This is a genomic window from Thermodesulforhabdus norvegica (assembly GCF_900114975.1).
GTDB lineage: Bacteria > Desulfobacterota > Syntrophobacteria > Syntrophobacterales > Thermodesulforhabdaceae > Thermodesulforhabdus > Thermodesulforhabdus norvegica.
The window spans coordinates 44,146-69,340 of record NZ_FOUU01000004.1; the positions used below are offsets into that span (position 1 = coordinate 44,146).

The window sequence follows — 25,195 nt, forward strand, 5'->3', positions numbered from 1 at the left end:
GCCTTTTGTCATATTTCCTCCGTTAGGGAAAAGGTAATGCGGGTATTCTCTGCGTCAGTTGATCTCAGAGATGTTTTTACATGTAAAGGCTCCAGCCATGCAATTGCAACGGAGCATTATCTGTCCGCCCAGGTAGGGCTAAGCATTCTTAAATCGGGCGGTAATGCCTTTGATGCCGCCGTTGCCGCAACCTTTGTGGAAGGCCTGGTGAATCCTCACATGTTTACCCCGGGTGGCGAATGCCCCATGTTGCTCTACCTTGCAGACCTTAACAGGGTGGTTTCCGTTAACGGGAATACGCAGGCCCCTTCGAAAGCCACTATTGATGAGTATTTGTCGAGAGGGATTGACATAATTCCGCCGTCGGGGGTGTTTTCTGCAGGAGTGCCTGCGGCGGTCGCCGCTCTGCTGGATGTGCTCGCCGAGTTCGGGTCTATGCCCCTGGAGGAAGTTCTGGCCCCGGCCCGGGAACTGGCTCTGAAGGGTTTTCCCGTTCATGAAGGGCTTGTTTATATGGATAAATTCGGGATCCAGCATTGTGCCGAAAGATTCCGAAATGAATGGCCCAATTCTGCAAAGCTCTATCTTACCGAAGACGGAAAGGTTCCGGAGCCGGGCGGGTTGATGAAAAATCCGGCTTATGCGTCTTTTTTGGACGCCCTTATAGAGGCTTCAAGAAAGGGGGGTGAGGATCGAAGGGCGGGTATTATCAGAGCACGAGAGCTCTTTTACAGGGGCGACATTGCCAGAGAAATTGAAGCCTTTGTGAGAGAGCTGGATGGTCTTTTGAGCTATGACGACATGGCTTCTTACGTCACCTTTATGGAAGAGCCGGTCAGGGTGAGTTTTCGAAATACTGTAGTCTTTAAGTGCGGCCCCTGGTCTCAAGGGCCCGTTTTTCTGCAAATGCTGAAGATTCTTGAAGGGTTTGATTTGCGGGCACTGGGGCACAATTCGGCAGAGTACCTGCATTTGTGGATAGAGGCGGCGAAGCTTGCCTTTGCGGACAGAGAACAATACTATGCCGATCCCCGTTTTGTTCGTGTGCCTCTGAGAGAGCTTCTGGATGAAGAATACGCCAGTGTGCGGCGAGGATTGATAGATTTTGAGAAAGCTTCTCTTTACCATCGGCCGGGAGATCCGCTGAAAAAGTCCCCGCTGCTTTCGGAAGAAAAAATATTTCGGAGCAGACACTGGGGCTACGGAACGGTTCACGTTGCCGTCGCCGACGAAAAGGGCAATCTTGCGGCTCTTACTCCCAGCGGAGCCTGGATCTCCGGAAACGAAGTTGTGCCCTTTCTGGGATTTCCTCTGGGCAATCGACTTCAGACTTTTTATCTTGAGGAAGGCCATCCCAATTGCCTGCAACCTGGCAAACGCCCCAGAACCACTTTATCCCCGTCGCTGGCCTTCAGAGACAGTCGCCCCTGGATGGCTTTTGGGACCATGGGGGGAGACCAGCAGGATCAATGGACTCTTCAATTTTTTCTCAACATGGTTGTCTTCGGAATGAGTATGTCTCAGGCTCTGGAGGCTCCCAAACTCTGTACCGACCACTTCCCCGGAACGTTTTATCCTCACGAGGTATCACCGGGACGGGTTAGGGTAGAAGAAAGAATTTCTCATGAAACCATCAGAGAATTGGAGAGACGAGGACATAAGATCGTTAAGGATCCACCCTGGAGGCATGGATTTATTTGTGCCGTTTGTAGACGCGAAGACGGAAGTCTGGAGGCAGGAGCCGATCCGAGAGGGCGTTTTGCGGGGATATTTCCTTCCTGTGCTCTTGCCTGGTGAAATAAATCGCCAAGGAGGTTTATTGCGGAGCTATGGAATGGGTTGAAAAGCTGTGTGCTCGGCTTGATCAGGTAAACAGAATTGTAGGACGGGGGATATCCTATGTATCGCTTTTGATGGTCGTTGTGATAACCGTAGATGTTATTTTGAGATACGCCTTTAACATAACCTTCGTTTTCGTCCAGGAACTGGAATGGCACCTTTTTGCTGTTTTGTTTCTGATAGGTGCAGGCTACACACTCCTGTATGACGCCCACGTCAGGGTAGATGTTTTCTATCAGCGCTTTTCTAAAAAAACCCGCGCCTGGATCAACTTTCTCGGCTGTATTTTTTTCCTTTTTCCGGGTTGTTATCTGGTTATCGTAACGTCTCTGAAGTTTGTTGCCGCATCCTGGGCGGTGCGGGAGGGTTCTCCGGACCCTGGAGGTCTCCCTGCCCGGTATCTTCTGAAAGCCATGATACCTCTGGGATTCGGACTTATAGCACTCCAGGGTATTCCTTTAATGATCAGAAGCTTTATGACCATTATCGGGCGAGACATACCTGATCCGCCGGAAAGCAATAAGGAAGGAGGCCACTGATATGGAGTCTTTGCCTGGCATCATGTTTCTTGTGCTGACGATTCTTCTTATGCTGGGTTTTCCTGTGGCTTTTACACTTTTGGGTACTGCGCTGTGTTTCGGGCTCATCGGTTTCGATTGGAGCTTTTTTAACCTGCTTCCTCTGAGGATCTGGGGGGTTATGACCAACTTTACACTCCTTGCGGTTCCCCTCTTTGTTTTTATGGGGGTTATGCTCGAGCGTTCGGGAATTGCAGAGGAGCTTCTCGAGAGCATGGCTCTTCTTTTCGGGAGGCTTCCCGGCGGGCTTGCCATATCGGTTGTCGTCGTTGGGGCACTGCTCGGTGCGTCCACCGGCATTGTCGGTGCCACGGTGGTTACCATGGGGCTTCTCAGCCTTCCCACCATGCTCCGAAGAGGCTACCAGCCGGAACTTGCCACCGGAACGATTTCCGCCGCCGGAACACTGGGACAGATCATTCCCCCCAGTATAGTGCTGGTACTTTTAGGCGACATAATAGGTGTGTCTGTCGGTGATCTTTTCATAGGCGCCGTCATTCCCGGCCTTGTTCTTGTGACACTATACATTATTTACATACTCATAATTGCCAATATAAAGCCTTCGTGGGCGCCACCCATTCCGAGAGCCGAGTGGGAGGAGGCCAAAAGGCAGGGGCTTTTTAAAAGGGTTATGAAGGCTATGGTGCCCCCCCTGGTTCTCATGATAGGCGTACTGGGATCGATTTTCGCCGGTATCGCTTCTCCAACGGAGGCGGCCGCCGTTGGAGCTTCAGGAGCAACGTTGCTGTCAATTGTGAATAGAAAGTTCAACTTTGAAATACTCAGGCAGGTCATGCAGGCCACCACACGCCTAACCTGCATGGTCTTCATAATCCTGGTCGGCGCCGGGGCCTTTGGCTTGGTCTTCCGTGGGCTCGGAGGCGACCACTGGGTAAGAAGCTACATACAGCATATTCCTTACGGAAAGTGGGGAGTATTCGTCATATGCATGTCAATCGTTTTCGTCATCGGATTTTTTCTCGATTTCATTGAAATTACCTTTATCCATATTCCCGTACTGGCTCCGATTATGAAACACCTGGGTTTTGACCCTCTATGGTTTGCAATCCTTTTTGCCGTAAACCTTCAGACCTCTTTCATGACCCCTCCCTTTGGATTTTCGCTGTTTTACTTAAAAGGCGTAGCACCACCACAAATCACGACGGGACACATCTATCGAGGCATTATACCCTTCGTGATTATGCAACTTATCGGCCTTCTGGTGGTAACCCTGTACCCACCTCTGGCAACCTGGCTACCGAGAGTTGTTTTTGCCAGGTAAATAACCCGGGCCGTGGGTCTTTCCTGCGGCCCTTCAATGAAAAAAGCAAAAATTTTTCTGCTACCGGACTGCAGTAAAAACCTGCCTTTTAATGTACATGATTTAAAGTTATCATCACTCGAGTGAAAGACTCGGGATATTGGTTTCCTTTTGAAGGAAGTAGGGGTTATTGCAATGGCGCAGATTGCCATTATAGGACTTGGTAATTTTGGATATTATCTGGGTCGGGATCTTTATGAAAAAGGGCATGATGTAATAGGCATAGACATTCGTAAAGAGGCGGTTCAGAGAATAAGGCAGGAAATCAGTGAAGCCGTTGTGGCCGACGGAACAGATCGTGAGGTCCTGGAGTCTCTGGGGATACAGGACGTTGACATAGCCGTCGTTGCGATCGGGACGAATATGCTGGCAAGTATTTTGACCACTTTCAATCTCCGGGAGATAAAGGTCAAGGAAATATATTCAAAAGCACTCAGCGAAGAGCACGGAAGAATTCTGAAGCGTGTGGGTGCCCATCACATTGTGTTCCCCGAAAAAGATGTGGCTCTCGGGCTTGCCAGACGAATTCACCATCCCAACATGCTGGACTATCTTCCCTTTCAGGAGGATTACGCCATTTTTGAAATAGCCGCTCCTTCGGCCTTCCACGGCAAACCACTCAGAGAACTCGACCTCATAAACAAATACGGTCTTCAGGTAATCGCTGTACGCAATAAGGGCCTTCAGAAGTTGCAGTTTATACCCCGGGCGTCGTATGTTGTTCAGGATGGAGATGGGTTAATCCTGCTGGGGGCCCATTCCGGAATTGAAAAGCTCGGAAAGGATTATCCCGAATAGAGGAGGCAGTCAGAAAATGATCGAGCGCTATACCCGACCGGAAATGGGAAGATTGTGGTCTCTTGAGAACAAGTACCGTAAGTGGCTGGAGGTGGAGCTTGCAGTGTGCGAGGTTCGTGCAGAGCGGGGGGAGATTCCGCCTGAAGACTGGGAGATGATTCGTCAGCGGGCACGGTTTGACGTATCGCGAATAGAAGAAATTGAAAGAGAGACCAGACATGACGTTATTGCCTTCTTGACTAACGTTGCCGAAAACGTAGGGCCTTCCTCAAGGTTCATCCACGAAGGTATGACCTCGTCGGATGTTCTCGATACCGCCTTTGCCCTGCTTCTGGTTGAAGCGGCCGACATTATAATCGCCGATCTGGATAGGGTCATGGAAGTTCTTAAGACGCAGGCCTTTCGGTGGAAAGACCGGGTTATGATGGGAAGGTCTCATGGAGTCCACGCCGAGCCTATTACCCTGGGCTTAAAGTTTGCCCTCTGGTATGAGGAGATGAAACGGAACAGGGAGCGAATGGTTAGGGCTCGTGAAACGGTTAGGGTGGGGAAGATATCCGGAGCCGTGGGTACCTATGCGAGCATAGACCCGGACATAGAAAAGGCTGCATGCGAAAAGCTTGGCTTGAAGCCCGATCCGATAAGCAATCAGATTGTTCAGAGGGATCGTCATGCAGAATACTTTACGACACTTGCCGTGGTCGGGTGCACAGTGGAAAAGATTGCCGTGGAGATCCGCCACCTTCAGCGTACTGAAGTGAGGGAAGCCGAGGAGTTTTTTGCCCGTGGTCAAAAAGGATCCTCGGCCATGCCTCACAAGCGTAATCCCATCGGCTGTGAGAATCTATCGGGCCTGGCCAGAATACTTCGGGCCAATGCTCTTGCCGCCATGGAAAACGTTGCGCTGTGGCACGAAAGGGACATTTCTCACTCATCGGTCGAAAGGATTATAGGACCCGATAGCACCACCGTTCTCGATTTCATGCTGAACAGGCTGGCCGACATTCTTGAAAATCTGCTGGTCTATCCCGAAAATATGGAAAAGAACCTGAACCTCACCGGTGGTCTCTTTTATTCCCAGCGAGTCCTTCTGGCACTTACCCGAAAGGGACTTGCCAGGGAAGACGCCTATAGGCTGGTTCAGAGAAACTCCATGAAGGTCTGGGAAAAGGGAGGTAACCTTAAAGATAGACTCCTTGAGGACAGGGAGGTAATGCAGTATTTAACCCCTGATGAACTGGATCGGCTCTTTGACGTTTCCTATTTTACCCGTCATGTGGACACTATTTTTTCAAGGGTTTTCGGTCATGCCTCTTCTTGAAAATGTTACGATGAAGGAGTTCGAAGGCCTCCGGAACGATATACAAACCGTGTTGCTCCCCGTTGGCTCGGTGGAAGAGCACGGGGCTCATCTGCCTCTGGGAACCGATACCTTTCACGCCCTTGAAATTGCCAGACGAGTTGCTCTGGAAAGGAAAGTATGGGTTGCTCCGCCTTTGTGGTACGGATTGTGTCGAAGCACGTCGGACCATCCCGGCACGGTTGGTATAAGGGGTATAACTCTTCGTTCCGTCATCTGCGATCTTGTGGAGTCTTTGTATAATCAGGGGATGAAAAACATCATTATCCTGAGCGGGCATGCCGGCGGTACTCATATGGCAATGATCGTTGATGCCTGTGAAGAAATGATAAAGCGCCTTCCCGAATTAAAGTGTGCGGTTCTGTCAGTTCTCGACTTAAGAAAACATTGGGACGGCATCGTCGAAACGCCCGATGATTCACATGCCGGAGAGGTTGAAACTTCGATTATTGCGTATCTAATGCCCGAAGCTCTTCGGGGTTCTTCTTCTGAAGAATACCCTTCCTTTCCGGACTACCTGATAGTGCGAGACAAAAGGAGGTTCTGGCGAGGCGGTGTCTGGGGGGATCCTGCAAAGGCGTCTCCCGAGAAGGGAAAAGCCATCATGGAACGATCGGTTCGGGAGATATGCAGGCTCGTTGACCGGATGAATCGGGACTAGGGAATGTGGACCGGTAATAGAGGACCTGAAAAAGGAAAGAGGCTTCCGGAGCTTCTTGCGCCTGCGGGGTCGGTTGAAGCCTTTGTTGCTGCAGTGGATGCGGGAGCTGATGCCGTATACATTGGTCTTAAAGGGTTTAACGCCCGGGCATCGGCGAAGAATTTTTCTCTTCGGGAATGTGCTGACCTGGTGGAATGGGGCCATAAGCAGGGCATTGCCGTTTACGTGGCCGTTAATTCCCTGATGGATACCGGGATGTCGGAAGAGCTTCTTCGGCTTGCCGAGGATCTGATCTCTATTGCTCCGGATGCCATAATAGTTCAGGATTTAGGGGCCCTTTTCCTGCTGAGGAAACTTGCACGACAGGCAAGGATTCATCTGAGCACCCTCTCGGGAATCCATACCCTATCCGGAGTAAAGGTGGCGGCGGATCTCGGGGTTTCCAGAGTTGTCCTGGCACGGGAGTTACCCCTGGAGAAGGTCCTTTCCATAGTCAGGGAAGCACCCATAGAGATTGAGGTCTTCGTGCACGGCGCCCTGTGTTTTTCCTTCTCCGGGTTTTGCCTTATGAGCAGCTTCAGGGGCGGTCGTAGCGGGCTTATGGGCCAATGTGCACAGCCCTGTAGGCTCAGCTACAGGCAGGGGAAAAGAGAAGGTTTTTTTCTTTCCTGCAACGATTTTTCCGGAATCGGATTTGTTCCCGTATTGAAGAAATCCGGGGTGGCGGCGCTGAAAGTCGAAGGCCGAATGAAGTCCGCCGAATATGTATCCCGGGTTGTAAAGGCCTATAGACTCGTTCTGGATGCCCGGGATGCCGAAGAGGAGAGGGAAAGACTCCAGGAAGCCGAAAGGATGCTTGGAGAAGTCCCCTCCAGGAAGCTTACGGCCGGTTTCTGGGGTGATAGTCCTTCAAAAAGTGTGCTGTCCCCAGGAGGGTTTACGACCAGCGGCATACTTGTCGGTACGGTTATACCCGGAAAAAAGAAGAACGTTTCCGGATTGTGGCTCAGCGTGAGGAAACCTTTCGCGGTAAACGATCTGCTCAGGCCGGTAACCGGCATAGGGCGCGAAGAGCCGATTCAGCACGTCAGAGAAATTTATTCGACTTCGGGAGATTTTATCGATCAGGCGTCCCCGGGTGAAAAGGTTTTTCTACCGGGGTTGCGTACCTTTCCCGTCGGGACAAAGCTTTTCAAGATCGGATCACGCCCTGCAGACTCCCGTAAATTATGGAACCGTATCCGATCTCAGATATCCGGCCTCCGGCAGAACGCCGGCCGCAGCGGTCTGAAGGCCGATCTGGATCAGAGCATCCGGGATTTCAGATCTTCGATGAAGAAACATTCTGAGACTCTGGTTCTTAAAGTTGGATCTGTAAAAGACCTTCCGGCGGCCTTCCACTCCCCGGCTCAATGGGTTTCCCTGAATGCAGACATCCATAATCTCGAGGTTCTTGCAAGGACCAGAATGGGCAGGAATCAAAAGGACCGGCTTGTTCTGTCCCTGCCGTCGCCTGTGGTCCGTGAAGAAGAACTGTACAGAGCAGTGCGCTGGTTTGTTGATCGTGGATTCAGACTCTGGGAAGTTAACAACCTTGCACATTTCTCGTTCTTCGAGGAATTTCGGGATTCCTGCACGCTTATAGGAGGGCCCCGATTAAACGTCAGAAACAGATATGCCATGGCTCTGCTGGCAGAACATGGATGCTCCTGGGTGACCCTATCACCGGAAATAACCATGTCGGAGCTGGAGGGCCTCGTAAAATATCCTCTACCGGCTGTGCCCGTAATTCTGGTTTATCATCGCCTTCCTCTGATGGTTTCGGCACTCCGGCCCGATCTCATGGAGGAAAAACCCTTTGTGAGTTCCGACGGTGATCGCTATATTTGCAAAGGCAGTTCCGGATTGACCTACATCTACGGAGAAGTTCCTGTTGGATGGTTTTCCGAGATTCCCGGGCTTCTGGCTCTGGGTTACAGGGTTTTTGAGATAGATCTGAGCGATGGTTTGTCCCGGCGAAAGGGAGAATTTGAAAGAGTACTGGAGGCTTACAACCGTCGTGAAGACGGTAAGTCGTGGAAGAAGTTTAACCTGAATCTAAATAGAGGAGAAGGTCATGCAGGGATGCGAAATACCCGAATACAATCCTCCGGATGATGAAATCGTGGAAATTCTTAAGACCGCCAGAACAGTTGCCGTTGTCGGTCTTTCGGACAAACCCGATCGGGATAGTTACAGGGTGGCAAAATATCTGAAAGAGCATGGATATAAAATCATACCGGTCAATCCTCGATGTTCGGAAATTCTGGGCGAGAAGTGCTATCCCGATCTATCTTCGGTTCCTGAAAAAATTGATGTGGTGGACATCTTTCGTAAGCCCGAGGCGGTGCCGCCCATTGTTGACGAAGCTATAAAGGTGGGTGCGGGAACTGTATGGATGCAACTTGGGATTGCCCATAATGAGGCGGCCGAAAAAGCCCGGAAGGCGGGTCTCAGGGTTGTGATGAGCAGGTGTATTAAAATAGAACATTCGAGGTTGCTGGCTTCGGAAGGGCAGAAATAGAACCTGTTTACCGGGGGGAATAAAGTGGCAGAGCACATAAATTTTGATGTACTGCGGCCTGATGCTTTCTTTGAACTGACCTCGGTGTCCTTCGGTGATTACATAGGCCGGTATGACGAAATCTGGAAAGTGCTTCCAGACATAGGTTCGATATGTGACGAACTTCTGGCGGACGAGAAGGACCTGCTTCCAGAGGACATCCCCGTTGCGGTTCCCCTATCCCTCACAACCGTTATCTGGAAAGGCAATGTTTACACATCCAATTTTGAGATCCTGGGAGGGGATCCCACAAAAGGAACCTTCCAGGTTATTGTCGATGGTGAGGTTACTTCGGATGCTACCGTGCTGTATGCGGGTTGTGTTTTGTGGGATAGGCGTTTGAAGATTGGCAAGGGCGTTGTTGTCGAGCCCGGCGCCCTGATAAAAGGGCCCGCGGTAATAGGGGACGGTACAGAAGTCAGGCAGGGGGCCTATGTCCGCGGGAAATGTTTGATCGGTAAGAACTGCGTTGTGGGTCACACGACGGAAGTTAAAAATTCGATAATGCTTGACGGTGCCAAGGCCGGTCATTTTGCTTACATCGGGGACAGTATTCTCGGAAAGGATGTCAATCTGGGTGCGGGTGTTAAGCTGGCCAACCTGAAGATCAACAGAAAGGTGGTCAAGATTAAGATTCTGGATGTGGAGATAGATACCGGAATGAAAAAGCTCGGGGCCATCATCGGGGACGGTAGCGAGATCGGCTGTAATTCCGTGACCAATCCCGGGGTTCTTCTCGGTCCCAACAGTATGGTGTGGCCTGGAGTAACGGTGCCCGGAGGGTATTATCCGCCGGGATGCAAGCTTCATTCTAATTAACCGGGGACCCGTAAGAGGGTTATTTCAGGGACAAGGTATGAAGATCGGCCCATCGATGTGGAAAAGCGCGGTAATCCTTTTTATGATTTGCTGCCTTTTTCAGGCCTGTGGTTATCGTTTTGTGAGATATGGCGGAGGAGATAAGGACTTCGGAAATCTCCCCGAATCGATCGCCATTCCCATGTTTTCCAACGCCACGACGGAGCCCAACCTTGAATATCTCATCACCAGGGCTCTCAGGGACGAATTCATAAAAAAAGGAGTGGTAAGCGTTGTACCGGAAGACCGGGCAGATGTCGTTATGGTGGGAAGGGTTACGAAAATATACACGACCGATGTGGCCCATGATGCAGTTGAGCATACAACAGAGACCAGGATCTACGTCACCGTTGATGTCCGATGTAAGGATGCCAGAACGGGAGATATACTCTGGCAGGACAATCAGTTTACTTATTATGAAGAGTTCGTTCGGAAGGAAGACGCCTTCGGGGATTACAATCGGAGAAGGGCTGCTCTGGAATACCTTGCGGAGCAGATGGCCCAGCGCATTCACGATCGTTTTATAAACCGCTTTTAGGTGACCGGGGCCATGAATGTATCCGTTAATGCAGGGGTTTATCTGATAAGAGGCTCCGACCGCTTCCTTGTAGATCAAGCACGGGAGGAGGTTATCAAGAGCATAACCCGGGAAGACAGAGCGTCGGCTTACGTGAAATATTTTTCCGCAAAGACGGTTAATCTTGACGATATCATAGAAATCTGCCGAACGCGTCCCATAATAAGTCGTAAAGTGATAATCGTGCTTGACGATGTGGAGAAGAGTCGCAGGGATGGTTTGAAGAAGCTGGTGCAATATGTGGGAAAACCGTCGCCTAACGCCAGGCTGATACTTCTGTGGAACGATGTTAAGGGAAATGGTGAACTTGAGCAGGCGGTAAAATCCGGCGGGGGACAGGTCATCACTCCGGTTGCTCTGAAACCTTCTCAATTACCTGCCTGGGTACGACAACGGGTGAAGCTCAAAGGTAAGCGTATAACTCATGGAGCCGTTGAAATACTTATCGAATTGGCGGGCCACGATCTGTCCGTTTTAAACGGTGATATAGAGAAACTCGTGCTCTTCGTTAGTGATAAAGAAGAAATTACGGAAGATGACGTTTTGAATGTCTCTGATCGTAAGGTGAGTTACGGTATTTTCGACCTGGCCGATAAAATAGGTGACCGAAAAGGAGCCGAAGCGCTGGAGATCTTGAGAAATCTGATGGATGCCGGTGAATCGGCTACGGCACTTGTATCACTGATTGCAAGGCATTTTCGGTTGCTGTGGCAGGTAAAGGACTATGTGGCGGAAAATTACGATTCCAGAACCATTGCCCGAGAGCTTAATTTGCCGCTCTTCGTCGTTGAGAAACTCAGAGATCAAAGCCAGAAGTTTTCCGGAAAGGCTCTTCGCCGGATACATGCAATGCTTTACTCTGCCGACAGGGACATAAAATCTCTCGGAATACCCCCGGTCTATTTGATCGAAAGGGTCGTTATCGAAAGCCTTTGCTCAGATGAAACAAAAGAAAAAAGGGCACGAGCTTTCGTAAAGCAAGTCGTACCCTGAATTAGGAACTATGCTGCCTGCTGTTCGGCTAAAAAACGGTTTACCCTTCTGGTCAAACGGGATATCTTCCGGGCGGCTTTGTTGGGATGGATGGTTCCCTTTGCGGCCGTCCTTGCAATTACGGAAACGGCTTCCCGGAGCTTCTGCTGTACCTTTTCAATGTCCTTCTCAAACATTGCCTGCTCAACCGCACGTATTGCGGTTTTCATCCTCGATTTGCGTGCGCGATTCCTCATGCGCCTTTTTTCATTCTGTTTCATCCGTTTGATTGCCGATTTATGATGAGGCAACGATATCCCTCCTTCCCGATTTTCTTCCTTGAACCAGATCTTCAATCTGCCTTGCGCCGTGCTATGTAACCTTTTGAGAAGGACATGTCAAGAAATAATGGGTGTTACCTAATTCGCCGATGCGTTTAAACTTTGCTTTCAAGTATTCGCCTGAGTGCCGACTTCTGGACTTTCCCCATGGCATTTTTGGGAAGGTCCTCGACCATGAAAACCTGCTTTGGGCACTTGTAAGGCGCAAGCCTTTCCCTGCAGTAGCTGATAAGTTTTTGCTCATCAATCGATTCAACACCTGCTTTCAGAACCACAGCCGCAACCACCCTTTCACCCAGATCGGGATCGGCCAGGCCCACAACGGCCGCCTGCGCTACCGACTCGTGCTCTTCCAGAACATTTTCCACTTCTTTCGGATACACATTTAGACCACCGCTTATTATCAGCTCTTTCGCCCGTCCCACGAGATAAAGCCTCATTCCGTCATCAGGATCCTGGTAACCTAGATCCCCCGACTTGAACCACCCTTCGTGAAAGCTTTCCCCGGTCTTTTCGGGATTGTTCCAGTATCCGAGAAAAACATTATCCCCCTTTATCCACACCTCCCCCACATCGCCGGGTTTGACATCTTTTCCGTCGGGATCCACAACCCGAAGGGAAACACCGGGCAACGGGTAGCCGACACTTTTAGGGATACGCCTTTCCGGTTCGTAAGGATTGGATGTGATCATTTGAGCTTCCGTCATTCCGTATCGTTCCAGTATCCTGTGGCCCGTGATTTCTTCAAAACGATTAAATAAATTTTCGAGCAACGGAGCAGAGCCCGAAATGAAGACCCTCATGGAGCTGATGTCGCATTGCACCATCTCTTTTACATTTACAAGCCGATAATAAATTGTGGGCACCGCCATGAGCATAGTGCATTTATGTTTTTCGATGTCTTCCCATGTTCTTACCGGGTCGAATCTGGCGTGCATTACGGTCTTACAGCCACTATTCAAGGCTCCGTGAAGTGCAACGAACAAGCCGTGTACGTGGAAAAGAGGTAAAACGTGTAGAAGGACATCTCGTTCCGTCCACCTCCAGATTTTTTGAAGAGCCAGCATGTTGCTTATGAGATTTTTATGCGAGATCATCGCCCCCTTGGGTTTACCCGTCGTCCCCGAAGTATAGCATATAGCCGATATGTCGTTTTCGGAAACACGGCAGGGTTCCGTATGGGGTTTAGGAATCCTGGACAGCTCTTTCTTAATCGGCTCCAGCCCTCCGGGGCTAATGTCGTCAGTAAGCATAATCTTCAGGTGCTCCAGGTTTTCGAGACCCTTTTTTGTGCGCTCGAAGATTTCTGAATTCGTGATGTACAGAGCCGCTTGCGAATCGCTCAGGAAATATTCGATTTCTTCATGAGAATAGGCCGGATTCAAAGGCAGAGTCACGGCTCCCAGGAATTGAATTCCCAGATGAAGACAAATAAAATCCATTCCCTTAGGAAGCTGCAATGCAATCCTGTCGCCTTTTTCGATTCCCAGCGTTTTGAGCAAGGCTGCGCACTTCAAAACCTCTTCGTAAAGCCTGCCGTAAGTCCACAGATCTCCTTCAAAATCTACCGCAACTCTCCGGGAATTGGATTTCCCGTGCTGTAACAACAGATTAACCACATTCACTACAGACCTCCCCCGCTTTACGATTGACCCATCATGTACTCAGTATAGCCGTTTGGCAATTTGCAGAAATGGTGAAAGCGGTGCAATCAAAATCAGTGGTTACGACGAAGGCAACAGGCCATTATAACCCGGTCGGTAGGAACATAAAGGGCTATATCTTGGGCAATTTCGTTATTCAACCTTTCTTACATTAAAGGCAAGGTCTGCTAGAAGATGGCGGAGCATGGTGGAGACCTCCCAGGCGTCGAAAGGCTCCACCACACAACCGTAAACGCCGTTTTCCATTGCTTCCTTTATGAGATCTCTGTCCTCCGGACTGCAGACGAGCACTATCTTGAGAAAAGGGCATACCCTGAATAGTCTTTCATAAAGAATTCGACCGTACTCTCTTACAAAACCGCTTTCGAGAAAAACAACCGATCGGGTGGTGCCCTTCATCTCTCTGCAAAAATCAAAGGGGTCGGAAAAATGAACGGATTTCTTACCTTCATGGTCCAGAATTGACTTCAGTCTTTTAACGATGGCCATGTTACGGGCAATAATAACGACAGGAATTAGGTCCGTTGCTTCGGCACCGGTGACATTACTTTTCATCTTTCGAGCCGTATGTCTTTAACAATTCTTCTTTCAGATGGCCTGTGAAAGCCCTGGCAAAGGCCTCTATATCCATGGCTTCGTCAACCCGGCCTGAGAGATAAAGAGCAAGCCCTTTGTAAATCAGGGCGTTTTCAAGACCGGGAGCCAGAGACAGTGCCTTATCGAAGTATGCAAGGCTTTCTTCGTATTGACCCCGGCCCATCAGTGCACAGCCATATCCCACGAAGTAAAGAGGGTTATCCGAGGCGCCGCTTTTTTCTATTTCTTTAAAAACGCTCAGGGCCTCTTCGAATCGTCCCAGGTCGTTCAAACAGCAGGCTTTCAGGTAGAGTGCAGCTCTGTTTCCGGGATCCTCCTCCAGAACCTTTTCACAGCAGAAGATTGTTTCGTCCAGATATCCTTTGCGAAGAAGCATCTGAGCTCCTTCAATCCACGGACATTGAAGGCCTATAGCCTTTTTGATGAGACCGGCGTAATTACCGTCCAGAACCTTTGCTGCCTCGTTTTTAACGGGCTCTCCGTGACCCGGGAACAGATGTTCTACCCCGAGACCCCTGAGTATACGCATGGCCAGAAGGTGGTAGTCACCTCGACCACCGCCTACCGGGTCGGGTGAAGCCACGGCAAAGGGCAAAACCGTGTCGCCGGAAAATAAGCTTCTGGTATCTTCGTGAAAATAGCAGAGGCTGTCCATGGTGTGGCCGGGGGTATAAATTGCCCTTAGGGTAAATTCCCCCAGAGGTATTTCCTGCCCATCCTGCAGGAAAACCAGCCGACAGCCGAGCTGTCCGGCCAGCTCTTTCAAAGCCCCTGGTGCATGATCGTGAAGGTAAACGGTTAAGGAATTTTCAGGCAGTCGAAGAGAAGGATAACTCCTCAGTAGTTCAAAGAGTCCAAGGGCATGCTCGCTGTGACCGTGCGTGAGTATCACGTACCTGATATCGGTTGGTGCAGTCACCAGGCCGGTTCGGGAAAAGAGATAATGGAAGGCGGTATAGTCGTTTCCCGGATCTATCAGGGCTATACCGCTTCCGGTTTTCAGGAGGTAAACATTGGAGGAAATATCAAAGCCTTCCCAGTAATAGAGATTTTTGAAGAAGGGATGGTCAATAGAGAAGGCGTCACTGATGCGACTCCATGCCTGTACCTCGGCCACTTGCTCTTCCATCATGGGCAGATCCTTTCTGTTTCTTGTTGAGTTGGATTTAGCGGGTGAGAAAAGGCACGCTAAAATCGAACTAAAAAGGGGAGAGATGCCAATATCCCTCCCCTCCTTTTACACCGTCTCCACCTTTCCCCTTAGGGTGCCGCAAAGGGTACCTTGTAAGTCAGCTTCATTCGCTCTTCAGGCCACCACTTAGAAGACATACGCTCCTCACCGGGATACACTTCAACTACACTACCGTCGGCCTTGACAATAGCCTCTATAACCAGCTCCAGGAAGTGAAATGCCGTTAATTGATGTTCGACGATCGTTTCGGAAGGAAGCACTACGGCCAACCCCGTTTCCTTGGATGTCGGCCATTCAAAGGCCTCACCACCGACATCCTTCTTTTCTGCGTCGGCATTGTAAACCGCCAGGAGCTTACCTTTTACTTTATCCCCCGATTCGACCTTGAATTCTTCAAAGATTTCGTCGGGCAGGTACCACCAGAGTGCTCTAACTCCGGTCTTCACGTACCCCCGCACAAGCGCCGGGTCAAATCCACAAACGTTAACTCTGCACTTAGCCGGCATAACTCCTCTCCTCTATCATCCTTCGAAGATCCTCCACCACTTCTTCACAGAAGTGAAGGAAGGCTTCGAATTCTTCCGGTTCAATCATTTTCGTTCTGTATAGCCTCCAGAGGTAGGGATGGACGTACTCGTGTATTTCGTAGCGAAGCTCGTCACAGAGTACCTCCCATCCCTCCCCGGGGCCTACCTGAGCATAGTAGGACTCTTTCCAGGTTATGAGCATCCGCTCTACGTGAGCGAGCTCGGGCCTACTCCAGCTTCTCGTATGCATAGCAGCTCTTCACCACATCATATTCGGAGACACACCAGTAAAAGGGCCAGTGAATCTTTTTACACCACCCGACGAGATCTGCCGGAGGAAACTTCGATCCTTTGAGCACGGGTTTGAAGTACTTACAGCTCCAGCATATATGATCGGTCTTTTTTTCCGGCACGAGAACCTTGGCGAGAAACTCGTGCGGCTTGAGATCCTTTGCATGTTCCATGGGCAATCCCCCCTCTTTACCAGTCTCTCACTTCTCCTCGTTTGATTTTTTCCTGATATTCTTCCCACACTTCGGGGCTCAGCTTCTTGATATCCCAGTAAAACCCCTGGGACCCGGCAATTCCCGCAGAAGGCGGCTGCGGAGCCCAGGCCCGCATCGGACGGTTTCTAATGCTGAACTTCCTGTGATCCGCTTTGCCGAGATATATGTGTCTCGGCGTGCAGTTGTAGGGACGGGTCTTTCCTTCCGTTCCCGGAAGAATCTTCGTGTACCCATCGAGAGGTTTATCGGCATACAGGGGAAGGATGTCGGGTTTCTCGCCCGGGCGAGGCTCCGGACCCTTATACATGTGGCCCTGGATCATATAGATATAGTAAACCTCGCCGCAGTCGGCACACTGGACCTTCCCCTCCCAATTCCAGAAACAATAGGGATCCAGATAATTAACCGTGTTGCACTTCTTGCACCAAATGATATCACACACGGTACACCTCCATGACCGTTTAAATTATGGCTTTCTCATACCATTCCTTAATTTTGCTGATGGGGTAACCCAAAAGCTCATGGTAAATTTTCACATTGTCGGCTCCGACAGGACGGAAATCCCAGAATTTGCGACGAGGAGTTTCGGACATGAGACCACAACTGTAAGTGCTCTGAACCACCATATCTCCAAACATGGGGTCGTCGATCCAGCGTATTGTACCCCTCTGGCGGAAATGCTCGGACTCGTAAACTTCCTTGTCATTCATCACGGGCATGGCCAGAAGACCGGCATCTGTGAGAATCTTTACCACTTCGGAACGGGATTTGTCGGCAGCCCACTTTTCAAGTTCGTGATAAATCTCGACCTGAGCTTCAGCACGGACTCGTTCTTTGTGGGTCTTGTATTTTTCGTAAAGATCGTTCCTCTTGATCACCGAGCAGAGCTCTTTGAAGTCGGGATCATTGAAAGCACTGACCATCACATAGCGGGCTTCATTCCTGAGCTGGGGATTCTTTTCGTCGGGGTAGTCGGACTTACCGCAGATTATAATCCCGTGGACACAGAGCTGGGTGTCCCAATTACCCCAGCGCTGGCGGACAACGCCGAAACGCCCGTAGAGAGGAACACCGTATCCGCAGCACCTGGTGGCCGCCTGTACCTGGGAGAACTCAATCATCGTGCCGAGCCCGGTCTTACGCCTCCAGTAAAGAGCCGCCAGAATTGCTACGGTAATCTGAGTCCCTGAATACCAGTCAATGCACCAGTTGGTGTGCTTTACCGGGTGCCCGCCGAAGTCTTCGTGGAACCCCGTGATGCTGGCAAGACCCGCATGAGACTGTCCCAGAATGTCGTAGGATCCTCCGAATGCCTTCGGGCCGTATCCAAAGCCGCCACCCCATACGTAGATAAAACGAGGGTTCAGCTCCTGCAGAAACCTGTAACTCTGTTTCCAGCGGTCAAAAGTACCGGGGCGGTAGCACTCTGTGAGACCGTCACTCATTTTTACGAGCCTGTAAAAGATTTCTTTGGCTTCTTCATGGTGGTAGTCAAGGGAGATGTAATATTCATTTACGTTTGCGTTGAGAACACCAATTCCGGTACCGGAATGAGGACGGGTGTCGTGTAACGGGTAAAAGTAGCACTCGTTGAAAGGTGATGTGTGCCTCATGGGGTCGGCAATTCGAGGGAATTCTATCTTTATAATCTCAGCCCCCAATTCCCCGAGGTTCGCCACCGCATGGGGCGTAAAGATGTACATGGTACAACTCATCCAGCGGATGCCCTCAAGGGCTCCCGGTTTTACGAACTCGTTACCTACATCGAAGATTTTTCTGCAGTACTCCTCAAAAGGAGCCTTCATATCCTCAAGTTCTTCCCGACTCTTGGGACCGGGAAGATCTTCAAGCCGGACTTCTCTTGGATCAGCCATCAGATCACCCCCTTTTCTTTCAATACTTCCTGCATACGAGGACCAATGCCAAAGTACTTCTGGTAAATCTCAGGGTTGTCTTTTCCTAACGGCCTTCCCAGCCACTTTACCCTTGCAGGAGTTCTCATCTGGAAGGCCTGTGGTGGAACTGCATAAAGCAGGGTACCGTAGTGTTCATCCTCAATGGTGTACACCCAGGGTCTGTATTTGAAGTGAGGAAATTCGCATACTTCGTCGATGTAGAGCAGTGGTCCTGCGGCGATATCGTATTCCAGAAGTTTCTCTTCGGCTTCAACACGGTTAGTATCACGGAGCCACATGGCCGTGAGGGTATATGTCTTTATGAGGGCCTGCAGAGCATTCCGTGCGGCCACTTCCTTCAGGAAGGGATCCTCGTGGATCAGACGACCGAACTGAGGCAGGTCTCTTTCGATGCACATCCCGATTCGGTACCACAGACGGTCGGTCTGTCCACCGATCATCATGTAACCGTCTTTACAGGGGTTCCAGGCATACTGGTTCAGGTTGGGATCCCAGGAACCGGTACGGGCTTTAATGCTCTCGTTGAAACCGTACCAGGCAATGTCAAAGTCGAGAATGTCCATCATTGCCTCGGCACCGGTCACCTCAATAAACTGACCTCTGCCGCTCTTTTCTTCACGATAATACAACGCCGCCAGGATGTTCACGGCCGCCTGTTCACCTGCGACATAGTCACAGAGCCACACTCCCGACCTCGTCGGGTCGCCACCAGAACCTCTGGGCATGAAGTCCTCAGGATAACCCGTGTTATGAATGTAAGAACAGGCTGCCTGAGCAAAAGGCTCAAGCATCCACTGACCGAACTTGGAGACCCGGTCTTTCATGGGGCCCCATTGACCGAGAATACCTATCCAGCAGTATATCAGCCTGGGATTGATTTTTGATAGTTGCCTGTAACCTATCCCTCTTTCATCCATGTAGCCCGGCGGATACTCTTCGATGATAATATCCGCCCTGGCCGCAAGACCTTTATAAAGCTTCTGACCTTCAGGGGTTTCCAGGTTCAACGTAATGGAGTACTTGTTCCGCATCTCATGGATGAACTCCAGACCGCAAAGCTCCCCCGTCTCGCTGTCGGCCAGCATGTACTCTTCACGCCCAAAGGGTGTGAGTTTCCTCATAGGATCGCCTTCGGGCGGCTCCACTTTAATCACCTCAGCTCCCAGCTCTGCCAGAAGAGAAGCCGCAAACTTATGGCCCAATCGCCACAGCCCCACCTCAAGGATCCTTACGCCCTGAAGAGCCTCGGGTTTAGACCAGGAATCCTGAAACCAGAGGTTGTCCTCACACCACTTTCCAAACTCCTCTGCCTTCCGTTTTGCGTAAACCTTCGCCACCTCTTCCCTCGACGGGGGAGGCGTCACAGGCCACGGACGCGGTTTTAACGTGTCCGCCCTGCTCTTGATTTCAATTTCTCGTGGTTCCCTCGTCATTCTTGCTTCCCTCCTTTACACGGTTCGGTTTGATACAATCAGGGCATTACCCCGGGAAGTTAGAAACCTGTTAACCTGCCCGAAATTCCATCGAGCCTTACAGAAGCCTGAGAACGGGAAGATTGGATTAGCCGAAGCCAACGGAGAAGGCTTAAAAGGGCGAAAGCCAGGAAGTAGATACGCTATTCCATCAGAGAAACTGGCGAGTATTCAGCGGAAAAACCCTAACGAAACCCATTCCGGAACAGACACCATCTTTAGTATGCAAAGTCGGTGCCACCAGCCCGAATTCTTTCCGTTCCCCTAAAAGACCCGTTTCCTGATGTCTTTGGTATTTGTGATGTTCCCGACACTCTGTACAAAATACGACCCAGAGGAGAGGCCTTAATCTGCCCGTAAGCTCATAAACAAGGTACTTAACGGCATCTGTATAAAATACGACCCTATGTATCTTATACGACCCATAAGGCCTCAGGGATGGAGATTGTACCTCTTTATCTTGCTGTAAAGAGTGCTCCGGGTAATCTTCAACCTTCTTGCAGCCTCATGCTTGTTCCAGTTGCACTCCTTGAGAACTTTAGAGATCAGATTTTTCTCATAATCTGCAAGAGACATGGATTGCCCGTCATCGTATCCGCGGCGGAGAAATCGAGGGAGGTGAACCGGTTTGATTTCATCACCCGTCGCAAGAATTACCGCATGGCTTATCGCATTTTCCAGTTGTCTTACATTACCGGGCCAGTCGTATTCCATGAGAATCTGGAGCGCTTCCGGCGATAGGGAGGAAATCTCCTTTTTCTCCCGAAGGCTGTACTTTTTGACAAAGTGTTCACAGAGTAACGGGATATCCTCCTTCCGCTCCCTGAGGGGTGGAAGGTGTATGCTGATGACGTTTAGCCGATAATAGAGATCGTCTCTGAACCTTCCGGCCCTCACCTCTTCGTAAAGATTTTTATTCGTTGCCGCAAGAATTCGAACATCGGCTTCAAGAGTTTGTTCGCCTCCTACGCGTTCGAATTTTCTATCCTGAAGGAATCTCAGAAGAAGCACCTGTGTGGCCGGTGATATGTCACCAATCTCATCTAAAAAAAGGGTTCCCTTCTGAGCCCTTTCGATTCTTCCCTTTTTCTGCTTTATGGCTCCCGTAAAGGCTCCTTTCTCATGACCGAATAGTTCGGTTTCAAGAAGAGTTGGAGAGTAGGCCGAACAGTGAGCCACAACAAAGGGACCGTTGGACCTGTTACTTCGGCTGTGGATTTCCAGAGCTACAAGCTCTTTTCCTGTTCCGTTTTCGCCCGTGATCAGCACCGTGGCCTCCGACGGCGCCACCATTTCGATGAGTTCGTAAACCTCCAGCATCTTTTCGCTTTGTCCTATGATCCGTCCAAAGCGGGTGGGTTTTGTTCCTTCCCACAGAGACGCCGTTTCAGCTTCCCTCAGCATCAACTGCCTGATGTGGCCGGCCATCTGGGTCAAAAAGGCATGTATCAGGTACATTGCCTCCTTAACCTGAGGAAAGACCTCAGAAAGGCCCACAAAGACGTAGCCCAGAAGGCGTCTGTGAGTTGCGATGGGGAAGCCGAACCATTCGGGATAATTTGCGGAAAAAGGCAATAGGGGTTTGGGAAGCAAGCGTGGCTTGCCCGGTGTAGCTATGGCATCGGCCGGAGAAGTTGGCATGGACGCAACGGAATAGAAGTGCTGAAATGCTTCGTCTCTGAAGGCGGATTCACGAAAGCTTTTTTGAAGAGGCCACTCCTTTTCTTTCTCCTTAAGCCAGAAGAAGGATTTCCGATCTTCGTCAATCAATACAACCAGAGGGTCCGCATGACCGAGAAAGTGCTTTTTGAGAAGGACGTCTAAATAGTCGAAAAACTCCTTCAAACTTTCCTTGTGGGAGGCCTCTCGGGTCAGTTCAAAGAGATATTCCATCTGATAGTGGGGAAAAGACGACGAAAGACTTCTTCCTGCATGAGCAACGGCAAAGCCCACGCAACCGAGGTAGTTTCCGTTGTGAGATACGGCGTAGAGCTTAAGGTCGCAGAATAAGTCTGGGTGCCGCTTCAGGGTTGTTCTGGAAAAAACGTAAGGTTGAAGGTTCAGCGAGCTTTTTATCGAGGCCAGATCCAGGTTGATAATGTCGTCTATAGGTCTTCCGAGAAGATGTGAAAAGGGAAGCCTGGCGAACTTTTCAAAGGCTCTGTTCATCTCGGTGATTCTGAAGTGGTGATCGGTGATAAACATGGGAAGGTTAAAGAGCTCAAAAAACCCCTGTATATAAAGATCTTTTTTTTCGTGCTCTCTCAGCAGGGTAACCTCCTGAGATATGTCCTTCCACATGTCCACTATGACCGGTCCGCCGGGTATTTCCCACAGGGCAGCATACCTTTCGAAGATACTGGAATGACCGTCGGGTAACATAAACTCACCGGTTTGTTTCTGAGGTTTCCTTTCCTGCAGAACTCTGGCAAGCAAACAGTTTTCACAGCCGTTGGTTTTATTTTTTGACTGAGCCAGTATTTCACAGGCCTTGAATCTGGTGAGGTCATTGTAGGTTTTAAGGATGTACTTTTTTCCTTTTTCGTTACTACCGGCTATGTGGCAACCAAGATCGTAAAAGATTGCCGGGACCGGAAGTGATTCCATGAGCGTCCGGAACCATGCCGGAAGGCTCATAGTCGTCTCCTTCCTTCATGTGCTTTGTGTGTTATTGGACACTACCCTATAAATGATACAGGTTCTTGAGGGTTTTCAGCGGGATCAGCATCTTTTGTGACACACAGAACGATAACAACATCCGGAGCACGCGCCGGGTTCGGACCTGATACCTCAACATTTACATTGCCTTAATGGCTCAGGGCTTGTCAAGGAGGCATGCGGGAAGGACGGTTTATTGAGTTAAAATTTTATAACGGCTATTAGCACTGCAAGGAAAGAAAAACCAATGCCCATTGTCCACTGAAGCATCGTGAAGCGCCTTTCCATAGCCTCAAATCGGGTATTCATCTCACGCTGAAGAACTTCAAAACGCCTTTCCGTAGCCTCAAAGCGGGCGTTCATCTCACGATGCAGCGCTTCAAAGCGGGTATTCATCTCACGATGCAGGGCTTCAAGTCGCTTATCTACGGCTTCAAAGCGGGCGTTCACTTCATTGTGAAGAGCACTGAGGCGAGCATCTAACTCCCGCTGAAGAGCTTCAAAACGCTTTTCCGTAACCTCAAACCGCTCCGTCTCTATAACCCGAAGAGACTTCAGCTCCTCTTCGACGCGAATTACCCGCTCAATCAGCGAAAGCTCCTTTGCTTTAAGCTCGTTATTCCTCACGAAATCGGCGATTTTTTCGGCAAAAAGATTCTCCGCCTCCTCGTGCAATATCTTCCTGACAAGCTCGGCAACCTTCTGATAGAATTGCTCATTGTTGGAAATCTGGGACGGCACGCGGAAAACCTCCGTTGTTACAGGTGCAATTACCAGCTATTAGATCTAAATTGCTGTTAACATCTTGGATCGGGGAAGTCAATCGGCGCAACACCGTACCTGACAAACTTCCCTGCATCGACAAGATCGCCGAACAGTTTGATGTAATCTCAAGATCTTGAGAAAAACAGAGCTTTGCAATAAGAATCCCTGCCGTCCAAGATTTTCCTTTGTGTTGAAGACCGGCCGCAGCATCACAGTGGTATTCTGATGTGGTGTTCTTGGGCATTAAAAAGCCGCTTTCACCGTCCTGTTATTCTTCGGTCTCCCCGTTGAGCAATTCTTTCCATTTTTTGTATCTTTCCATGGTCTCTTTGATTGCTTCCGCTCTGGCATCTTCAACGGTTTTCAGGTTCCGGAGCAGTTTGTCCGAGACTTCACGGCACAGCTTACCTTCTGCTGCCATGTCTCTTACAATCGAAGCGGCATCGGCGGCTCCCACGGCAGGTCTGTAGGGCCTGACTTCGGTCAGGGCCGTATAGACATCGGATACTGCAATTATGCGAGCTTCCGTTGATATCTCCGAGCCCTGCAGTCTGAAGGGATAACCGTCTCCTGAAAGCCTTTCATGATGCTGAGATGCCCAGAGATGTGCGGGGGATATTTCTCCCAGTTCCTTAAGGGCCATGTACGTGAGATAGGCGTGTTTTCTCATAACGTGGACTTCCTGCGGGGTGAGGGTATCCGGCTTCATAAGAATTTCCAGTGGAATACCCAATTTTCCAAGATCGTGCAGATCGGCTGCCACGGAAATCAACGATATTTCGTCATCGGTAAAACCGAACTCCTTTGCGAGCGCTAGTGCAGTGGCCCTTACACTTGCACAGTGAGAAACGGTGAATTTGCTTCTCCAGTCGATAACTTCACTCAAAATTCGTGCAAACTCCTGGAAATCTTTCCACGTTATAATCCATGTAATGGGATGGGTTCCGTTGAGCCTGGGGGATTCGTATTCAAGCCCGAACCAGAAGGCTTCGGGTTCCGTTGCTTCCTTAGCTGCCGAAAGGGTCTCCGGTGGGAAGTCTTTTGAAGCTTTACTTCTCAGAAAATAGTCCAGGGCTTCTCCGGGTTTTTGAAGGCTTTCATTGGCTTCCGCATTTCCGGGATAAGAGTGCGATAAAAGGTCTATCCGTTCGGCAAGTTCCACAATGTCGGACAGGTAGGCTGTGTCACATGATTTGCCGTTCTGTCTTCGACCTATAACTTCTGCGCAGGGGGTCAAAAACCCTGATTGAGCCAGAAAGGCATAAGCCCTCTCTCTGTAAAGGGTTGTCTTGATTTCGGGATTTAGGGCCTGCAATCGTTCCTGAAAGGTGAAACAGCCTATGCCGTGCAGGCAGGAAGCCGCAACAATCTGCCTTATCCGGTCTTCCTCTATCCCGAGAACAGTTCCTATCTTCAGGGCAGTGTACGCAACCCTGAGGTGATGACCCTTAAATTCAGGGCTAACGTCGTCGATGATTCTGGCGATTTCTATGATGAAATTCATAACGTCCAGGGTCTTATCCGTTCCGGTTTTCATGATTATCGTCCTCGAAATTTTCTTCTAAAAGGGTTAAGATGCGGTCTGCTATGGGAATGTCGGCAGGGGAAAGTCGAAAGCGTGCAATTTTTTTCGGGTTGACCCATTTGATCGAATCATGATCTCGAAAGGTTATTTCGCCATCCGTCCATGTGCAGAGGTAGGCTTTGAGCTCAACGGTAATGTCCGGGTAGGAATGTACAAAGGATCCCAGAAAGGTCTTCACGGCAACCTGAATGTTGAGTTCCTCAAGGAGTTCCCTTCTCAGGCATTCTTCAGGACTTTCACCGTCTCTGATCTTTCCACCGGGAAATTCCCAGAAACCTGCCCGTTTTTTGCCGGGTTTCCTGCGGGCGATGAGAATTTTGCCGTCCCGCACGATTACGGCTGCGGTTACCCCTACTATCCGATTATCCCTGTCCGTCCTTTGCTTTACCATGGCGGAGTTTAGCTT

General features: G+C 50.1%; 25 protein-coding genes. 11 read left to right on the top strand and 14 right to left on the bottom strand.

Annotation, left to right across the window (positions count from 1 at the left end; translation table 11 throughout):
• Positions 1-36: 36 nt before the first annotated feature.
• From BM091_RS07275 to holA, 11 genes are all read left to right on the top strand, one after another.
• Positions 37-1,797, top strand: a complete 1,761-nt coding sequence (locus BM091_RS07275; RefSeq protein WP_177193570.1) for a gamma-glutamyltransferase family protein — start codon at positions 37-39, stop codon at positions 1,795-1,797.
• Positions 1,798-1,829: 32 nt separating this feature from the next.
• A complete protein-coding gene (locus BM091_RS07280) occupies positions 1,830-2,378 on the top strand; it encodes a TRAP transporter small permease subunit (RefSeq protein WP_093394641.1) in 549 nt (182 codons plus the stop codon).
• A 1-nt stretch (position 2,379) separates the two neighbouring features.
• On the top strand, positions 2,380-3,699 hold the full coding sequence (locus BM091_RS07285) for a TRAP transporter large permease (protein WP_093394642.1): 1,320 nt from the start codon (positions 2,380-2,382) through the stop codon (positions 3,697-3,699).
• Positions 3,700-3,849: 150 nt separating this feature from the next.
• Positions 3,850-4,536: a potassium channel family protein gene (locus tag BM091_RS07290; protein ID WP_143083118.1), complete on the top strand. Its 687-nt coding sequence runs from the start codon at positions 3,850-3,852 to the stop codon at positions 4,534-4,536.
• A 16-nt stretch (positions 4,537-4,552) separates the two neighbouring features.
• A complete protein-coding gene (purB, locus tag BM091_RS07295) occupies positions 4,553-5,857 on the top strand; it encodes an adenylosuccinate lyase (RefSeq protein WP_093394646.1) in 1,305 nt (434 codons plus the stop codon).
• Entirely contained in the window at positions 5,844-6,557 is a 714-nt protein-coding gene (locus tag BM091_RS07300; RefSeq protein ID WP_093394647.1) for a creatininase family protein, read from the top strand. The genes purB and BM091_RS07300 overlap by 14 nt, the downstream gene beginning before the upstream one ends.
• Positions 6,558-6,560: 3 nt before the next feature.
• Positions 6,561-8,714: a U32 family peptidase gene (locus BM091_RS07305; RefSeq protein ID WP_093394649.1), complete on the top strand. Its 2,154-nt coding sequence runs from the start codon at positions 6,561-6,563 to the stop codon at positions 8,712-8,714.
• A complete protein-coding gene (locus BM091_RS07310) occupies positions 8,674-9,120 on the top strand; it encodes a CoA-binding protein (protein ID WP_093394650.1) in 447 nt (148 codons plus the stop codon). Before BM091_RS07305 ends, BM091_RS07310 begins: the two co-directional genes overlap by 41 nt.
• A 24-nt stretch (positions 9,121-9,144) precedes the next feature.
• Positions 9,145-9,978, top strand: a complete 834-nt coding sequence (locus tag BM091_RS07315) for an LbetaH domain-containing protein (protein ID WP_218148833.1) — start codon at positions 9,145-9,147, stop codon at positions 9,976-9,978.
• Between the two features lie 37 nt (positions 9,979-10,015).
• Entirely contained in the window at positions 10,016-10,555 is a 540-nt protein-coding gene (locus BM091_RS07320; RefSeq protein ID WP_093394652.1) for an LptE family protein, read from the top strand.
• Between the two features lie 12 nt (positions 10,556-10,567).
• Entirely contained in the window at positions 10,568-11,587 is a 1,020-nt protein-coding gene (gene holA / locus BM091_RS07325; RefSeq protein ID WP_093394653.1) for a DNA polymerase III subunit delta, read from the top strand.
• Positions 11,588-11,595: 8 nt separating this feature from the next.
• Here holA and rpsT read toward each other — a convergent pair whose 3' ends face one another.
• From rpsT to BM091_RS07395, 14 genes are all read right to left on the bottom strand, one after another.
• The gene (gene rpsT, locus BM091_RS07330) at positions 11,596-11,877 is read right to left on the bottom strand and encodes a 30S ribosomal protein S20 (protein ID WP_093394655.1); all 282 of its coding nucleotides are present in this window, start codon (positions 11,875-11,877) and stop codon (positions 11,596-11,598) included.
• Positions 11,878-12,002: 125 nt separating this feature from the next.
• Entirely contained in the window at positions 12,003-13,532 is a 1,530-nt protein-coding gene (locus BM091_RS07335) for a class I adenylate-forming enzyme family protein (RefSeq protein WP_218148834.1), read from the bottom strand.
• A 171-nt stretch (positions 13,533-13,703) separates the two neighbouring features.
• Positions 13,704-14,126, bottom strand: a complete 423-nt coding sequence (locus tag BM091_RS07340; protein WP_093394656.1) for a response regulator — start codon at positions 14,124-14,126, stop codon at positions 13,704-13,706.
• Positions 14,116-15,300, bottom strand: a complete 1,185-nt coding sequence (locus BM091_RS07345) for an MBL fold metallo-hydrolase (RefSeq protein ID WP_093394658.1) — start codon at positions 15,298-15,300, stop codon at positions 14,116-14,118. Before BM091_RS07345 ends, BM091_RS07340 begins: the two co-directional genes overlap by 11 nt.
• A gap of 128 nt (positions 15,301-15,428) precedes the next feature.
• Complete coding sequence (locus BM091_RS07350) at positions 15,429-15,866, bottom strand: hypothetical protein (protein WP_093394659.1); 438 nt, start codon at positions 15,864-15,866, stop codon at positions 15,429-15,431.
• Positions 15,856-16,137 carry a hypothetical protein gene (locus tag BM091_RS07355; RefSeq protein ID WP_143083119.1) on the bottom strand — a complete coding sequence of 94 codons (282 nt, stop codon included), beginning with the start codon at positions 16,135-16,137 and terminating at the stop codon, positions 15,856-15,858. The genes BM091_RS07350 and BM091_RS07355 overlap by 11 nt, the downstream gene beginning before the upstream one ends.
• Complete coding sequence (locus BM091_RS07360) at positions 16,115-16,351, bottom strand: hypothetical protein (protein WP_093394662.1); 237 nt, start codon at positions 16,349-16,351, stop codon at positions 16,115-16,117. The genes BM091_RS07355 and BM091_RS07360 overlap by 23 nt, the downstream gene beginning before the upstream one ends.
• 16 nt (positions 16,352-16,367) lie before the next feature.
• The gene (locus BM091_RS07365; RefSeq protein ID WP_093394664.1) at positions 16,368-16,835 is read right to left on the bottom strand and encodes a hypothetical protein; all 468 of its coding nucleotides are present in this window, start codon (positions 16,833-16,835) and stop codon (positions 16,368-16,370) included.
• 19 nt (positions 16,836-16,854) lie between these two features.
• The gene (locus tag BM091_RS07370) at positions 16,855-18,267 is read right to left on the bottom strand and encodes a CaiB/BaiF CoA transferase family protein (protein WP_093394665.1); all 1,413 of its coding nucleotides are present in this window, start codon (positions 18,265-18,267) and stop codon (positions 16,855-16,857) included.
• Positions 18,267-19,742, bottom strand: coding sequence for a CaiB/BaiF CoA transferase family protein (locus BM091_RS07375; protein ID WP_093394666.1), 1,476 nt, complete (start codon positions 19,740-19,742; stop codon positions 18,267-18,269). Before BM091_RS07375 ends, BM091_RS07370 begins: the two co-directional genes overlap by 1 nt.
• Before the next feature lie 471 nt (positions 19,743-20,213).
• On the bottom strand, positions 20,214-22,418 hold the full coding sequence (locus tag BM091_RS07380; RefSeq protein ID WP_093394668.1) for a sigma 54-interacting transcriptional regulator: 2,205 nt from the start codon (positions 22,416-22,418) through the stop codon (positions 20,214-20,216).
• Between the two features lie 222 nt (positions 22,419-22,640).
• Complete coding sequence (locus BM091_RS07385; protein ID WP_093394669.1) at positions 22,641-23,180, bottom strand: hypothetical protein; 540 nt, start codon at positions 23,178-23,180, stop codon at positions 22,641-22,643.
• Positions 23,181-23,472: 292 nt separating this feature from the next.
• Entirely contained in the window at positions 23,473-24,741 is a 1,269-nt protein-coding gene (locus BM091_RS07390) for an HD-GYP domain-containing protein (protein WP_093394671.1), read from the bottom strand.
• Positions 24,722-25,180 carry a (deoxy)nucleoside triphosphate pyrophosphohydrolase gene (locus BM091_RS07395; protein WP_093394672.1) on the bottom strand — a complete coding sequence of 153 codons (459 nt, stop codon included), beginning with the start codon at positions 25,178-25,180 and terminating at the stop codon, positions 24,722-24,724. Before BM091_RS07395 ends, BM091_RS07390 begins: the two co-directional genes overlap by 20 nt.
• Positions 25,181-25,195: the final 15 nt, after the last annotated feature.

Bases quoted from the DNA above. Each gene is read 5' to 3' on its own strand.
- BM091_RS07370 (WP_093394665.1), bottom strand. From the start codon at position 18,267: ATGGCTGATCCAAGAGAAGTCCGGCTTGAAGATCTTCCCGGTCCCAAG.
- BM091_RS07310 (WP_093394650.1), top strand. From the start codon at position 8,674: ATGCAGGGATGCGAAATACCCGAATACAATCCTCCGGATGATGAAATC.
- purB (WP_093394646.1), top strand. From the start codon at position 4,553: ATGATCGAGCGCTATACCCGACCGGAAATGGGAAGATTGTGGTCTCTT.
- BM091_RS07395 (WP_093394672.1), bottom strand. From the start codon at position 25,180: ATGGTAAAGCAAAGGACGGACAGGGATAATCGGATAGTAGGGGTAACC.
- BM091_RS07360 (WP_093394662.1), bottom strand. From the start codon at position 16,351: ATGGAACATGCAAAGGATCTCAAGCCGCACGAGTTTCTCGCCAAGGTT.
- BM091_RS07320 (WP_093394652.1), top strand. From the start codon at position 10,016: ATGAAGATCGGCCCATCGATGTGGAAAAGCGCGGTAATCCTTTTTATG.
- BM091_RS07390 (WP_093394671.1), bottom strand. From the start codon at position 24,741: ATGAAAACCGGAACGGATAAGACCCTGGACGTTATGAATTTCATCATA.
- BM091_RS07300 (WP_093394647.1), top strand. From the start codon at position 5,844: ATGCCTCTTCTTGAAAATGTTACGATGAAGGAGTTCGAAGGCCTCCGG.
- BM091_RS07375 (WP_093394666.1), bottom strand. From the start codon at position 19,742: ATGACGAGGGAACCACGAGAAATTGAAATCAAGAGCAGGGCGGACACG.
- BM091_RS07280 (WP_093394641.1), top strand. From the start codon at position 1,830: ATGGAATGGGTTGAAAAGCTGTGTGCTCGGCTTGATCAGGTAAACAGA.
- BM091_RS07345 (WP_093394658.1), bottom strand. From the start codon at position 15,300: ATGATGGAAGAGCAAGTGGCCGAGGTACAGGCATGGAGTCGCATCAGT.
- BM091_RS07285 (WP_093394642.1), top strand. From the start codon at position 2,380: ATGGAGTCTTTGCCTGGCATCATGTTTCTTGTGCTGACGATTCTTCTT.
- BM091_RS07305 (WP_093394649.1), top strand. From the start codon at position 6,561: ATGTGGACCGGTAATAGAGGACCTGAAAAAGGAAAGAGGCTTCCGGAG.
- BM091_RS07275 (WP_177193570.1), top strand. From the start codon at position 37: ATGCGGGTATTCTCTGCGTCAGTTGATCTCAGAGATGTTTTTACATGT.
- BM091_RS07350 (WP_093394659.1), bottom strand. From the start codon at position 15,866: ATGCCGGCTAAGTGCAGAGTTAACGTTTGTGGATTTGACCCGGCGCTT.
- BM091_RS07380 (WP_093394668.1), bottom strand. From the start codon at position 22,418: ATGAGCCTTCCGGCATGGTTCCGGACGCTCATGGAATCACTTCCGGTC.
- holA (WP_093394653.1), top strand. From the start codon at position 10,568: ATGAATGTATCCGTTAATGCAGGGGTTTATCTGATAAGAGGCTCCGAC.
- BM091_RS07355 (WP_143083119.1), bottom strand. From the start codon at position 16,137: ATGCATACGAGAAGCTGGAGTAGGCCCGAGCTCGCTCACGTAGAGCGG.
- BM091_RS07340 (WP_093394656.1), bottom strand. From the start codon at position 14,126: ATGAAAAGTAATGTCACCGGTGCCGAAGCAACGGACCTAATTCCTGTC.